This is a genomic window from Brevibacillus brevis, from assembly GCF_022026395.1.
Classification (GTDB): domain Bacteria; phylum Bacillota; class Bacilli; order Brevibacillales; family Brevibacillaceae; genus Brevibacillus.
Genome location: NZ_CP041767.1, coordinates 6,059,581 through 6,073,393 on the forward strand (window position 1 = coordinate 6,059,581; position 13,813 = coordinate 6,073,393).

The following is a 13,813-nucleotide window of genomic DNA, read 5'->3' on the forward strand; positions in this document are numbered from 1 at the left end:
CTCACCAATTCCCGATTCGTCAAGCAAAATGCGCCGTGTCATATAGCCTTTATGACATTCTATCATGCCGTAAATATGATCGGTTAGCACGATGTCATACATAGATCGAACGGTATTGTCACTATGTGATTTTACAGCCCTGAGAATAAGGTGGATGTGTAAAGGCAACACAAATCAACTTACAGGAGCGATGAGAAATGAAACCATTCCCTATGCAAAAAGGAGCGTCCCTTACGTTATCTGCACTATTAATAGGGACACTGATACTTCCTACTTACGGTTGTGCGGAAGCAAGTGTGGACCAAGCAATCACGCAACAAAAGAAAACGGATCATGCCAAAATAAAAGAAGCGATTGATAAAGCTGCTGCCAGCGAAAACATTCCAGGTATCCTCTTTGCAGTAAAGAAGGGAAATGATTTCTGGTCGTATGCTTCCGGCGAAGCGAATATAGAAAGTAAGAAACCGATGGAAGCCGACTTTTCATTTCGAATCGGGAGTATAACGAAATCGTTCGTCGGTGTAGTGACCCTGCAACTAGCTGAGGAAAAGAAGCTAAGCCTCGATGACTCGTTGGAAAAATGGCTGCCAGGTGTCGTCCAAGGAAACGGATATGATGGTAACAAAATTACGATTCGTCAGTTATTAAATCATTCGAGTGGAGTGGCAGACTACTTAGATGATGAACTCAAGGAAAGTATAATCCAGAACTCCACTCAAACGTTTACAGCTGAACAACTCATTTCTCGCGCATTAAAGCAAACACCGACCACAGGTGGCTATTCGAATACGAATACAGTGCTGATGAAACTCATTATCCAAAAGGTCACAGGAGAAACGGTTGCCGAACAAATCAAGAAACGAGTGATTGAGCCGCTTCAACTAACAGAAACGTTTTTCCCGGAAAACTCTCAATCCATTCCGAAAAACAGTCCGAATGGATACTTTAACAATGCCGGTACATTAATGGATATAACTGACCTTAACCCTTCGTTTGCAGACGCAGCAGGGGCTATGATCTCGACTACGAAGGATTTAACAACGTTCTTTAGCGCTTTATTGAGTGGAAAATTGTTAACACCTGAGAAGCAGAAAGAAATGTTAACCACTGTTTCTAATCCACACGGAAAATTCGGACTCGGTATTCAGGAAGTAACATTGCCGAATGGCACTACCATATGGGGCCATCAAGGCGGTATTCCTGGATTCACCAACTTCGCAGGTGGAACAAAAGACGGCGAGCACGTGATCGCGATGAGTATCAATGCATTAGGAGATACTGTTTCTCATATGGAGAACATCCAGATGACTGAATTCTCGGGACAAGCCAAGCAACCATCCACCCCGGATCAAGCAGCTCAAAAACATGGGGAAGAAATGAAGGACTTCATTGATCAGAAAGCAAAAGTCGAGGGAGTCCCTGGAATAATTGCCGCTGGGTTAAGAAACGGAGAATACTGGTCTTATGCAGCGGGTGTAGCCAACCTCGATCATAAAAATCCGATGGAACCAGACTTTACTTTCCGTATTGGCAGTGTCACAAAGGCGTTTGTTGCTACCCTTGTCTTACAGTTGGCTCAGGAGAAAAAGCTGAATCTGGAAGACTCGGTAGAAAAATGGCTCCCAGGTGTGGTAAAGGGTAATGGGTATGATGGTAACAAAATCACGATTCGTATGTTATTGAACCAAACGAGCGGGATTGCAAGCTATACGAATACAGACATGCGGTACGCTACCTCATTCCCTCAATATACCGTTGATGACCTTGTACGTATGGGACTGGCTAAGCCGCCAGTATTTCAACCAGGGGCTGGCTTTGACTATTCGAATACAAATACCGTACTGGCTGGTCTTGTTATTCAAAAGGTGACAGGAGAAACGTACGATGTGCAGATGAAGAAACGGATCCTCGACCCGCTTCAGATGACAAATACATCCTTTAGTGGTAGTAATCCAAAAATCCCGGGCCAGCATGCCACAGGCTATAGCATGAATCGGGCAGGGAAACTGTTTGATTTCACAGAGTATAATCCTTCATTCGCGAATGCTGCGGGGGAAATGATTTCGACAGGGAAAGATTTGACCACCTTTTTTAGTGCGCTTTTGGGTGGGAAATTATTAAATGACGAGATGATGAAGCAGATGACAACAGGTGTGGAATCGCCTTTTGGCAAATATGGATTGGGGATTTTTGGGGTGACACTGCCGAACGGAAAGACCTATTGGGTTCATGGAGGCGGCATTCATGGGTTTGAAACGTTAGCGGGTGGTACCTTAGGCGGGAAGGATATTTTGGTGACGAACATCAATGCGGTCGGTCCAGAACCTGTCGTCACTAACCAAGCCATGTTCGAAAAGGAATTTAGTCGTTAAGTTAAAATGGAAAAATGATAGAAGGCTTTTGCCTTGGGAACTCCAAGAGCAATAAGCCTTTTTCCTTTTCAATTATATCGATAAATTTATTTATGTATACGCTATTAAAACATAATTTGTTTTATCGATAACTCGACCTTAGAATAGCAACTGTATCCCAATCAAAAAATACAGGAGGCAATATAGTATGACCCCATCAATTAAATCAAGTCCCGTAAAATCAGGGTGATATCTATAACATTCTGAAAGATGACTGCATTCGCTACAAGATCGTTGTACTTGATGCGTTTTTCCTGTTCTTCTGGATCATTCTCAGCGATCACGCCATCTCCCCCGTCTGATTTGTTCTTTAGTAGGCCATCTATTATGTAGACAGCTTCCCATACTCCGCAGGGAATGAAATGACTAAATAAAGCAATGTAGGTATCTGAAATATGATGATAAGTAATTCCGCCATACCCACCATAACGAATATGATATTCAGATAACAAATTTTCTTCGTACAAATCGAACTTCGTTCCGTCTTTAGCAGCTGTCTTCCCGTCTCCCCATAGTTTAGGCAGGCTTAGTGTATTGTATTGATTCAGAATGTCACGTATGGCTGCATCGATCTTCTGGGCAGTTACATGTCGGCGGTTTACAAATGAGAGCATATGGGGTGTAACTAAACTTCGCATATGTTTGGGATGTTTGGGCTCCGAGATGGCAGCAAGCTGGCACCGGAATAGGAAATTTCCAGTGCCAGCTTGCTGGTGTTCTTAATGTGATGAAGAGCCAATGAGTTGCTCGGCAATGCTTTTGGAAAGAGTCAACGTATTAATTTCAGAAGGCATCGCATTGATATTAAGGGTTTGTACATAATCCCCGCCGCGAGTTCCACCTGTGAACGTTGCGAATCCTGGACAGTTGCCGCCATGCCCCCAAATCGTAATACCATTCGTCAGCTTTGTTCCAAGGATCCCCAAGCCGTATTCACCTACTGGAGTTTCAACCCCAGTTAACATCTGATCTAAAGTAGCTGGTTTTAATAGCTTGCCACTAAGTATAGCACTGAAGAATGTATTCATATCATCCGCTGTGGAGATCATAGATCCCGCAGCATCTGCCCAAGAGGGATTCATTTCGGTTCTGTCTATGAATTGACCGTCGAGTACGAAGTATCCTCGTGCATGTTCACCTGGAATAAACGAGTAGTCGTCGGGTACATAAGTGCTCGTTAGGTTAAGGGGAGCTATGAAACGTTTCCTAATATGTTCCCCGTATGTTTCTCCAGTAGCCTTCTTAATAATCATCCCTGCCAGTACCGTATTCGTATTGGAATAAACCCATTTCTCTCCAGGCTTAGAGGTCGCCTTCATGTTCAGTCCAGTACGAACTAATTCGTCAGCAGTAAAGGAATGTAACGGGTTTGGGAGTAATTTATCGAGAATATCCTTGTGTTCTGAATAGTCAGGAATACCGCTTGTTTGGTTTAATAGTTGCCGAATCGTGATATGATCCCCTTCATATTCAGTACCCTTAACAACATCAGGCAGCCATTTTTCTATCGTGTCATCCAGGCTCAGTTTTTGTTCATCAACAAGCTGAAGAACGACCATTGCAGTAAACGTCTTTGTTAGACTACCGATCCGGAAAGTAAAGTTCGTCTTAACCGGATCAGTACCGTAAATGCTTGCTTCACCGGAAGCATATGCCCATTTTGATCCTTTGTTTGAGGAAGCTACAATTATGCCCGGTATATTTTGATGGTTAGCAGCTTCATCGATAAGTTGCTTGGCTTTGGTCTGCGAATCTTGACTGTAAGTAGTAACGAGGGGATCCGCCTGCTTTGCAAAACCAGTTCCTTGTAATGGCAGTAATAGAGTCGCGGTAATCATTGTCGATACAGTGAGCATAGAAATTTTGTTCATTTCGTTTCTCCTTTTGATTAAAGAATCGTATTATTCATTCATTCGTTGCGAAGCGATTTGTCTCCCCGAGTATTGCAAAGTAATTGTCATACTGCCAAGATGCCATTATGTCACCATGATGCGTTTTTACTGTCATATGACAGCTTATCGCCCGATTAGGACGGGATTATGATGGTATCACTAGAGAATGGAAGAAAATCACAGAAAGTTAATGGAGGATCAATTTTTAAGCCTTCTTTCTTACGTAGCCGAACAGGAACGAAAAAAAATAAGCAACGGCAGGCGGGCGGAAGGAATAGAAGTCGCCAAAAATAACGGAGTGAAATTCGGACGACGTAAGCACAAGATTAATGCAGAGTTCATTCAGTTGTATGGGGAATGGAAGTCCGGATCAATCACAGCCACCGAATGTATGAAGCGCCTTAACCTAAAATCCAATACCTTTTATCGACGTGTAAAGGAATATGAAAATCAGATAGATCCTATGAGGAGAGGAACACATGGCATCTATTGAACGTACTGCCTACCCGCGATTTAAAAGAAACCCTACTTCAAAAGAACTCCATGAAATATATACACCCACATCGGAAGAAATGCAGTTCGCTCATTCAGTAGCCCGTGGATCAGCCCCGGTTATGAGCCTACTGGTCATGATGAAGCGCAGTTATGCTCCCAGCCATGGATCAGCTATGATTTGGATTTGCCGATCATCCGCCGTTTTTGGCGCGAGCATTTCCAAAAACGCTCACAAACGCATCCGACACACGTCGTACCGGATTTGCACAGTGTGCTGATGGCAATCGAGCATGGCGCTGGCATCAGCCTGTTGCCCACGTTCATGCTGGATGACCATTTGTCCAGAAACAAAGTAAAGATCATGTACCCGCCCTACACGGTTCATAACGATTTGTATCTGGCCTACCAGGTGAAAAATCGGAATCTTCCTCACCTGAAAACATTGATTGAAACGTTGAAAAAGACGGTTTAGTCTACACTTTCGTTCCAGCTAGAAAACAGGGCTGTCATCCTTTCCTGGATAACAGCCTACTTTTTATCTCTTTTTTTCAGACAAACGAGATTGCTTGCTTTTTTATCACTTGAGTAGTAAAGTGATAATAAGCTCAGCGAAGGGAGGCAAACTAACATGCGTAATAACACCATAGGTTCATTAATCTGGTTACGCTTGATGCGGTTTACCACCCAGAGCAACCAGCTATCAAATGAGTTTCTCAAACGCTTCGACTTAACAACAGCACAATTCGATGTCCTGATGCAAATTAGCGTCTACCAGCCTCTCACCCAGTCGGAGTTAGCTGAGAAGGTAACCGTTACACAGGGTGGTATTTCTCGGATGCTCGTCAGACTTGAAAAAGAGGGCTACATTGTACGCAAGCAGGATTGGAAAACAAAAACGATCAGCCTTACCGAAAAAGGGCAAGCTGTTCTGGAACAAGCCTTTCCTGAACAACTAGCGTTTCAGTCGTCATTCTTCGATGAGGTACTAAGTGAAGAAGAACAAAAAACACTTTACGCCTTGATGACACGTGTTCATAAGAATAGCCAAAAAAAAGAATTACCACCTGTGTAATTTTTTTTGCACACTCACTTGATTAGTCAAGTTAAACAAGGAGGAAACTGCCATGTACACCATTCCAGGCCATCACCATGTATCTATGTTAACCAAGCATGCTCCAACGAATAATCACTTTTACAAAAACGTATTGGGACTGCGCAGAGTGAAAAAAACCGTCAACCAGGACGACCCGTCGATGTATCACCTGTTTTACGGAGATTTGACAGGCAGCGCCGGAACAGAGTTGTCGTTTTTTGAAATGCCGATGGTAGGAAAAACCGTGCGCGGCACGAACGCGATCACTCGAATCGGACTGCTCGTTCCGTCACTGGAGAGCTTGACCTTTTGGAAAAAGCGCTTTGAGCAACTGAATGTTCACCATGGCGAGATTACCAAGTACGCAGGCCGCGATGCTTTGCATTTTGAAGACCCGGAAGGACTGCGACTAATCCTGATCAATAACAACGGCGAAGGAGTTCCAGCGAATTGGGCTCCATGGGACGAATCCGTGGTCGAAGAAAAGCATCTCATCTTGGGTATCGGCACGGTCGAGATTACCGTCCGCTCCTTGGACAAATTAGCCAATCTGTTGACAGACACATTCGGTTATACCGAAGTATCACGCTCGGAACATGAAGCCATTTATCAATCCGTCCCTGGGAAATCATTCGGAGAAATCGTCATCAAGCAAGAAGAGGGGGCCCCTGAAAAACCGGGTCGAGGAAGTGTTCATCACTTGGCAATTCGCGTGAAAAACGATGAAGAGCTGCAATACTGGGATGACGCCGTACGAAAACGCGGTTTCCGCTCAACAGGGATCGTGGATCGATTCTACTTCAAAAGCTTGTATTTCCGTGAGTCAAACGGCATTTTGTTCGAAATCGCAACAGACGGTCCTGGCTTCACAGTAGATTCCACCGTCGAGGAGCTCGGAAAAGCTTTGGACTTACCTCCATTCCTCGAAGAACGCCGTGCAGAAATTGAAGCGAAATTGACACCTATAGACTAAAAGTAAAAGGAGTGAATCAACATGGAGCAATATCGTATCGATACCAAAAAGGGGCTTGAATTCGGTTTGTATTCGATTGGCGACCATGTCCCGAATCCACACACCGGCTCCAAGATTTCTCCTGAACAGCGCATCAAGGAATTAATTGAGGCAAGTAAGCTGGCAGATGAAGCAGGGCTTGATGTATTCGCTGTCGGCGAAAGCCACCAGACGTATTTTACGACACAAGCACATACCGTCATTCTGGGAGCGATCGCACAAGCTACGAAAAACATTAAAATCGCTAGCTCCGCCACTGTATTAAGCACCTCTGATCCGGTCCGCGTGTACGAGGATTTCGCTACCTTGGATCTGATCTCCAATGGTCGGGCAGAAATTGTTGCCGGACGCGGTTCCCGAGTAGGAGCATATAGCCTCCTCGGCTACGATGTGCGTGACTATGAGGAATTGTTTGAAGAGAAGATGGACCTTCTTCTCAAGCTAAATAATGAGGATCGCGTGACCTGGGAAGGGCAGTTCCGTGCACCGCTACAAAACGCTACGATCCTGCCGCAGCCTTTACAAGGACGTCTTCCCATCTGGCGTGCAGTAGGGGGGCCACCTGCCAGCGCGATTAAAGCTGGTCAAGCTGGCGTGCCTATGATGCTGACCACACTCGGAGGTCCAGCCATCAACTTCAAAGGTTCCGTCGATGCTTACCGGGAGGCTGCGAAGCAAAATGGTTTTGACACAGCGACTCTGCCGGTAGCGACAACGAGTTTGTTTTATACAGCCGACAAAACTTCGGATGCGCTTCGCGAGTTCTATCCGCATCTAAATGGTGGGTTTATCGCATTGCGTGGCGGTGGCTATCCGAAGCAACAGTTTGCACAGTCTGTCGATTATCGTGATGCGTTAATGGTAGGCAGCCCTGACGCCATCATCGAAAAAATGCTTTACCAATACGAAATGTACGGACAACAACGCTTCATGGCGCAAATCGATTTTGGCGGCGTGCCTTTTGATAAAATTGCGAAAAACATTGAACTGATCGCAACGAAAATCTTGCCTGAAGTGAAAAAGCATACAACCAAATCGTAACAAAAAGCCTATGAAAATCGTCGTCTTCAATGACAGTTATCTCAAATTAAAGATACCAAATACAATGCAGCTCTGTTGTTGACACAGCCTGCTGATTGAAAGCTTCCAAGGCGCCGATCTTCTTCTCACCAGGAAAGAAGGTCTGCGTCTTTTTTATTTTTCCATGATAGTTAAAATTATCCTCAGTGGATTATAATCATGAAACAACAGATGAATCACACATAAAAAGGTGGCGTGACGACTTGTGAATATTTGGAGGATACTGGACATTGATCCTACCGAAGATATTTCGACGATTAAAAAAGCCTATGCGAAAAAGCTAAAGCTGCATCACCCGGAAGATGATCCGGGGGGCTACCAACAACTGCGAGAAGCATACGATCTTGCTATTAAAATGGCAAAGCAGGGCCAGGGAAAACTGCGGATGGAGCCAATTCCGGTCGATCCTTCTACACCAGAGGAAGAGGAAGTAGACGAAGAGGTTCCCACGCTGACTGTTCAGCGCGTGTTGCACATAGACGACGTTCACGAGCAACTTGACAGTGATGATCAGGTGGACTCAATCGACGCTTTTATAGAGCAGGTACAAGCTTTGTACGACGACTTTCCCTCCAGAATCAATCCCGAAAACTGGACGAGGCTGCTCCATTCTGACCTGGTTTGGGATATCCAACAGAGCCGACTCGTACGTGAGCGCCTGTTTGATTTTTTAGAAGTGCATCATCATTTGCCAAAAAGCGTGTGGGTGAAGCTGGAGGAATGCTTTCATTGGCGAGAACTCATTGAAAAACCTTACTATATGGACGACCACTCAGAAGAATTTTGTACTTATTATCGAAAACAGCTAGACGAGCCCGGATTGCGTTTTGACACTTTGCTCCAAGCAACCGATATCGATCGTGATTTGTTTTTGTCTTATCGCGATGCAGCTTATCAAGCATTGAAAGAAAATCAATTGGAGCTGGCCGACCGTTCACTCCACGCGGCTATTGCTTTATTTGCCGATGATCCTGATTTGCTTCGACTGCTGGGGGAGTATTGCCAGCGCATCGGCGACATGGATGGCGCGATTGACGCTTTTTCCCGCATCATCAGCCTTCAGCCTGACGCTATCGACAACTACGTGGCCCGGGCCTATATCTGGTACAATCATCAGCACTTCACAGAGGCTCGGAATGAATGTGAATACATTTTATCTCAGGTCCCAAGTCACGCAGAAGCACTCAGCCTGCTTGGAAAATGTCAATTGGAGCTGGGTGACGCCGCTTTGGCCAAAGCCACCTTTCAGCAGTTATTGGCAGCTAATCCAGAAGATTATCAGGCGCTAATCATGCTCACGCAGCTTCGTGCAGACATGGTGAAGCAGGCGAAGACTCTGCCAGCAAAAGATCGGGAGCTGGCCTTGCAACCGCTGATTGCTGAGCTGGGAGAACGAAAAGGCTTGCACACGCAAACGAAGCAAGCTCTTCGTTTTCAAGTAATCTTTACAACGGTGATCCTTGCTCTCATCGTGCTTTTCCATTCTCTTTTCTCAGAGGCGTTTGAGGATCATACGGGATTGGGACCCATCTCCTACGTTAAGCATGTTGTGAATGGACCTATCCACATCACATCTGCATACGAATTCGACCGAATGGAGCCCAACCAATTCATCACTACCAAGATAACGGATGCTCATCCTCTCGGGATTTTTCAGTATCAACAAACGGATGCAGACGGAAACAGCACCATTACGTATGAATCGTACATGTCGGTCGCCAAAAAAGGCCCTAATATTGCCCCCTCAGCCTGGGTGTACATTGGCCACTTGGACGGCGCACCGGTCATACTCTTGGCTACAGCAGAACAAGCGGTAAAGATGAATGAAACCAAAACGCTTGAGATCGAGCTGGGGAACATACAAGAAATGCCAAAAAAAGTACTGGATGACGCAGAGGAGATTCTACAGCAGCCAGGCCTTACGTCTACATACGATGCCAACTATCTCGTAACAGATCATCTGATCGATGCGAAGCAGCATAAGCTCTCGTGGCCACCGTTTTCCGCTGTTTTCTATGGGATCATTCTGCTGCTCTTGTATCGCGTCTTCTTTCGTTCCCTGTACAAGATATACCTCCTCACTCGATTCTGAAAAACAAGGAGTGAACTTTCGCACATGTTCATCTTTACCAGTAAGAAGGAAAAGCAATTTACTTTATTTACTTACAGCATGCATGCAGCCATTACAATTGGATCAGGCACTCGTTTAATCGATGTAAAGGATAACTACACCAAATGGGGCATGAAGGACGCAGCAAGCCAGAGAGCTAGATTAACGTGGATGCTGCAAGAAGGGGAGCGCAAAGAGTTTGCCCGGCTTCACCATTTCATGACTGCCTTGTCGGAATCAGGGCGAAAGGAATATATCGACTCCTTGGAATCAGATCAGGAACGCATCGCCAAGGCGAAGGTTGTTCAATTCTATATGCGTAGGCTCCCGGCGGAAGGGATCGCCGCCTATGATTATACCTGGGCTTCCTTTTTAAGTCGTGGGAAAGGGGACTACGGCTATATCAGCAAAGAAGAAGCGAGACAGTTTCAGCTACAAGCAGTCCGACAAACACAACAAGCCTATAACAATTGGGGCGAGTTTTTTACGGGATATATCGCCGGCTATCAATTTATGACTGCACAGACATCGCTGGATTACCTGCGCGAATATGAGTGGGAATTTACCCGCCACTTTGTTTCTAAGCACAGCACAATTGTAAAAACGGATTGGCATACAGACTTTTACGATCTCTGATGAAAGAAGAAGCTCTCCCCAATTTTTGGGTAAGAGCTTTTTTACTTTCGTCCTACTTCTGCTTCTGTCCAACCAAACCAAAGAAAAACATATCCACCCATTGCTCCATACTCAGCGTTACTCGATCACGATTCGACGCTTCCCAATGGCGTCCCAGCTCATTTTTGTACATCGTGAAGTACATCATCATCATTTCTTCTGTCAAATCACGCTGAATATAACCTTCCTGCTTCCCTAGCGCGACAAACCTCGTAAAAAAATGCCTGATTTTTTGCTCGTATTCGCTTTCGATTCGTTGCAGCAAACCACTGAGTTCAGAAAAGGGGGCGTTCTGAAGCTCGTCCGTGAGGGTATGCAAATTCTTGGCTTCCAACAGCATGATGTCCTTTGTCTTTTCAGGAAAAGAACTCCCCGAATCGAGAATTCTCTCGTACTGCTCTAACTGCTTGTCCATCCAATTCATTAGCATGTCCGCGTAGAGCTGTTCTTTTGTCCCAAAGTAGTTATAAATGGTCGCCGGAGAAACCTTCGCGTTCTGCGCAATTTCATTTACGCTGACTTTTTGAAAGCCATGCTTAGAGAACAATTGAAAAGCGGCGCTGTATATTTGATCGATTTTGTTCTGTTTTCGTCGTTCGAATCCGTTCATCTTCTCCACCTCTTTTTGTAGTGTAGCTCAGGATTTAGAGCAATTCAACGAATTCACTACAAAACGATTGAAATGAACTGACTTCGATAGTTATAATGATTTTGTAGTAAATGAGTATATTTACTACATATTTTAAGGGATAGGAGTGAATTTATCATGAAACAAATACGGATTCCATCTTTTTTGCATGACGTCTTCGGTGAAAAGCAGAGCATTGGCTCGATCGCAGCTATCCTGCTGTTCGGCGGAGTCCTGACCACTGCTCTCTATTTGCGATTCCCTGAACTCACAAAGAGCTTGTCCATTTGGCGTAGCACGCTTGCATTATTGCTTGTATTCGATATATTTTCTGGCTGCCTAGCGAATTTTACGATCTCAACCAGCAATTTTTATGCCGCACGTAAAAAAAATCGCCTCGTCTTCATCGCCATTCACGTCCATATCATCCTGGTTGCCCTTCTCTTACAGCAAAACCTCGCGTATTCCATAGGGGTATGGGCTTATACGATTGTAGGAGCTTTTGTTGTGAATGCACTTTTTAGGCATCGTTCGCAGCTGTTTGTCGCAGGCATTCTCCTGTCTGTTGGTCTTGGCTGGATACCATTGCTGCCGGGCATGCATCCGTTTCTGTTGATCACCTGCTTATTCTTTATGGTAAAAGTGTTATTTAGCTTTGCTGTCAATCATTATGGGAAAGTAATCGACGACACAGGTAAAGAAAAATGAAGACATCCTACCGCCTTTCCAAACTCACAAAGTCAGATAAACCCGCATTCGTATCCCTTATGAGCAGGGCATTTTCGCGTGATCCTTTCTTTCTGCATGTATTTGGGGATTCAGAGCTCGATCATACAGCAAGAAAAAGCATTACAGCTTTTCTGTCTTTTCTGTTTGATAAAAGCTTTCTATTTCACGAGGAAGTGTGGGGCATTTTTAACGAAGACAGCTTGCTCGGCACTTACGTCGTCGAGAAGCCACAAACAAACAAGCATTCGAATATAAAAGGGGGATTCCTGTTAATCGGTAGATTGATCCCGTTAGTATTTCAACTTTCTGGAAAAACGCTGATACTCCTTAATTCCTATATGCGCATCACACGTTCTGCCGCTCCTCCCTGGAAGCATCACTACCTCATTATGATTGGCGTAAAACCGGAGACTCAGGGCAAGGGAGTCGGCAAAACCCTAATGCAACACCTGTTTCAAACCATAAAGGAGGACCACGAATCGCAGGGAATCGCACTGGATACGGAAAAGGAAGAGAATGTGGGTTTGTATCAAAAGCTCGGATTTACGTTACAAGAACGCACCAAAATCGATGATGTCCCTGTGTATTGTATGGTCTATCAAAAAAATCGATAGAATGACGGATACATGCTGCCGCCACTTCGCATTATGTTACAATTATTGTAAGAAATATGTACATCGATGGAAGCGAGTTGAGCTTATGAAAAAGAAAGTGATCCTAGCCGGCGGCACTGGCTTTATCGGCAAGTATCTGGCAGACAAATTCAATCAACTTGGCTACGAAGTCTTGATCATCGCAAGAACTTCCCCTCATATAACATGGGACAATCACGCAAAAATCGTGGAAGCTTTGGAAGATTCCGAGCTGCTCATCAACCTGGCGGGCAAATCCGTCAACTGTCGTTATCATGAGAAGAACAAGGCTGAAATCCTGAAATCCCGGACAGAGACCACTCACATACTTGGCAATGCTGTTTTGGCTTGCAAAAACCCGCCTTCGCTCTGGCTCAATTCCAGTACAGCCACCATTTATAGGCATGCGGAGGATCGTCCCATGACGGAAGAGAGCGGGGAGATTGGGACAGGCTTTTCCGTTGATGTCGCCAAGCAATGGGAAGCTGCCTTCTTTTCCTTTGATTTGCCGCATACGAGACAAGTAGCCTTACGTATGGCGATCGTGCTGGGGGAAAACGGCGGGGTTATCGATCCATACAAAAATCTCGTTCGCTTTGGACTCGGGGGTGTACAAGGGTCTGGGAACCAGCGTTTTAGCTGGATTCATGTTGAAGATATCTTCCAGATCATTCTCTTTTTGAAAGAGCGAACGGACCTAAGCGGCGTATTCAATTGTTCTTCTCCTCATCCCGTCACAAACCGTGAATTCATGCAGCATTTTCGCAGCGTGATGAATCGGAGCTTCGGGCTGCCTTCTCCCAAATGGATGCTGGAAATGGGGGCCATGATGATCGGGACGGAAACAGAGCTGGTGTTAAAAAGCCGCTGGGTCATTCCGGAAAGGCTGGAGCGTGAAGGGTACCAGTTTCGTTTTGCCCATATCGATAAGACGTTGCAGGATATCTTGAAATGACCGACAAGCCTTCTAGGAACTATGTTCTCGAGGCAAAAAATAGGAGCGTTACCTTTATCGACGAGCTACATCTTGTAGCCAAAATGGGGCAAACGCATGTC

The 13,813-nt window shown here is 45.2% G+C and carries 12 protein-coding genes and 1 pseudogene; 10 read left to right on the top strand and 3 right to left on the bottom strand.

Annotated elements, in window-relative coordinates:
- The first annotated feature begins 197 nt into the window (after window positions 1-197).
- Window positions 198-2,372 (top strand): serine hydrolase domain-containing protein, encoded by a 2,175-nt coding sequence (locus FO446_RS28415; protein WP_237899690.1) that lies wholly within the window; start codon window positions 198-200, stop codon window positions 2,370-2,372.
- 206 nt (window positions 2,373-2,578) lie between these two features.
- On the opposite strand, the pseudogene FO446_RS28420 reads toward FO446_RS28415, so the two are convergent.
- Together FO446_RS28420 and FO446_RS28425 are read right to left on the bottom strand one after the other, a co-directional pair.
- Window positions 2,579-3,037: pseudogene (locus tag FO446_RS28420) on the bottom strand (Tn3 family transposase); the annotation flags it as partial.
- 93 nt (window positions 3,038-3,130) lie between these two features.
- Complete coding sequence (locus tag FO446_RS28425; protein WP_173611702.1) at window positions 3,131-4,282, bottom strand: serine hydrolase domain-containing protein; 1,152 nt, start codon at window positions 4,280-4,282, stop codon at window positions 3,131-3,133.
- Between the two features lie 694 nt (window positions 4,283-4,976).
- Between FO446_RS28425 and FO446_RS28435 the strand changes: the two genes are divergently transcribed.
- The 6 genes from FO446_RS28435 to FO446_RS28460 all read left to right on the top strand — a co-directional run bounded on the left by FO446_RS28435 (window position 4,977) and on the right by FO446_RS28460 (window position 10,729).
- Entirely contained in the window at window positions 4,977-5,270 is a 294-nt protein-coding gene (locus tag FO446_RS28435) for a LysR substrate-binding domain-containing protein (protein ID WP_237899691.1), read from the top strand.
- Between the two features lie 156 nt (window positions 5,271-5,426).
- The gene (locus tag FO446_RS28440) at window positions 5,427-5,870 is read left to right on the top strand and encodes a MarR family winged helix-turn-helix transcriptional regulator (protein ID WP_173611701.1); all 444 of its coding nucleotides are present in this window, start codon (window positions 5,427-5,429) and stop codon (window positions 5,868-5,870) included.
- Window positions 5,871-5,922: 52 nt separating this feature from the next.
- Complete coding sequence (locus FO446_RS28445) at window positions 5,923-6,864, top strand: ring-cleaving dioxygenase (RefSeq protein WP_237899692.1); 942 nt, start codon at window positions 5,923-5,925, stop codon at window positions 6,862-6,864.
- Between the two features lie 21 nt (window positions 6,865-6,885).
- The gene (locus FO446_RS28450; RefSeq protein WP_232773702.1) at window positions 6,886-7,944 is read left to right on the top strand and encodes an LLM class flavin-dependent oxidoreductase; all 1,059 of its coding nucleotides are present in this window, start codon (window positions 6,886-6,888) and stop codon (window positions 7,942-7,944) included.
- Window positions 7,945-8,188: 244 nt separating this feature from the next.
- The gene (locus FO446_RS28455) at window positions 8,189-10,075 is read left to right on the top strand and encodes a tetratricopeptide repeat protein (protein ID WP_237899693.1); all 1,887 of its coding nucleotides are present in this window, start codon (window positions 8,189-8,191) and stop codon (window positions 10,073-10,075) included.
- A gap of 24 nt (window positions 10,076-10,099) precedes the next feature.
- A complete protein-coding gene (locus FO446_RS28460) occupies window positions 10,100-10,729 on the top strand; it encodes a DUF1266 domain-containing protein (RefSeq protein ID WP_221868679.1) in 630 nt (209 codons plus the stop codon).
- A gap of 52 nt (window positions 10,730-10,781) precedes the next feature.
- Here the strand turns inward: FO446_RS28460 and FO446_RS28465 are convergent, their stop codons facing one another.
- Window positions 10,782-11,378: a TetR/AcrR family transcriptional regulator gene (locus FO446_RS28465; protein WP_173611696.1), complete on the bottom strand. Its 597-nt coding sequence runs from the start codon at window positions 11,376-11,378 to the stop codon at window positions 10,782-10,784.
- 156 nt (window positions 11,379-11,534) lie between these two features.
- Between FO446_RS28465 and FO446_RS28470 the strand changes: the two genes are divergently transcribed.
- From FO446_RS28470 to FO446_RS28480, 3 genes are all read left to right on the top strand, one after another.
- Complete coding sequence (locus tag FO446_RS28470) at window positions 11,535-12,104, top strand: hypothetical protein (RefSeq protein ID WP_237899694.1); 570 nt, start codon at window positions 11,535-11,537, stop codon at window positions 12,102-12,104.
- Complete coding sequence (locus FO446_RS28475) at window positions 12,101-12,739, top strand: GNAT family N-acetyltransferase (RefSeq protein WP_237899696.1); 639 nt, start codon at window positions 12,101-12,103, stop codon at window positions 12,737-12,739. The genes FO446_RS28470 and FO446_RS28475 overlap by 4 nt, the downstream gene beginning before the upstream one ends.
- Window positions 12,740-12,824: 85 nt before the next feature.
- Entirely contained in the window at window positions 12,825-13,712 is an 888-nt protein-coding gene (locus FO446_RS28480) for a TIGR01777 family oxidoreductase (protein WP_173611693.1), read from the top strand.
- Window positions 13,713-13,813: the final 101 nt, after the last annotated feature.

Coding starts and splice junctions, on each gene's coding strand:
- FO446_RS28415 (WP_237899690.1), top strand. CDS start 198: ATGAAACCATTCCCTATGCAAAAAGGAGCGTCCCTTACGTTATCTGCA.
- FO446_RS28425 (WP_173611702.1), bottom strand. CDS start 4,282: ATGAACAAAATTTCTATGCTCACTGTATCGACAATGATTACCGCGACT.
- FO446_RS28450 (WP_232773702.1), top strand. CDS start 6,886: ATGGAGCAATATCGTATCGATACCAAAAAGGGGCTTGAATTCGGTTTG.
- FO446_RS28445 (WP_237899692.1), top strand. CDS start 5,923: ATGTACACCATTCCAGGCCATCACCATGTATCTATGTTAACCAAGCAT.
- FO446_RS28475 (WP_237899696.1), top strand. CDS start 12,101: ATGAAGACATCCTACCGCCTTTCCAAACTCACAAAGTCAGATAAACCC.
- FO446_RS28440 (WP_173611701.1), top strand. CDS start 5,427: ATGCGTAATAACACCATAGGTTCATTAATCTGGTTACGCTTGATGCGG.
- FO446_RS28465 (WP_173611696.1), bottom strand. CDS start 11,378: ATGAACGGATTCGAACGACGAAAACAGAACAAAATCGATCAAATATAC.
- FO446_RS28460 (WP_221868679.1), top strand. CDS start 10,100: ATGTTCATCTTTACCAGTAAGAAGGAAAAGCAATTTACTTTATTTACT.
- FO446_RS28470 (WP_237899694.1), top strand. CDS start 11,535: ATGAAACAAATACGGATTCCATCTTTTTTGCATGACGTCTTCGGTGAA.
- FO446_RS28480 (WP_173611693.1), top strand. CDS start 12,825: ATGAAAAAGAAAGTGATCCTAGCCGGCGGCACTGGCTTTATCGGCAAG.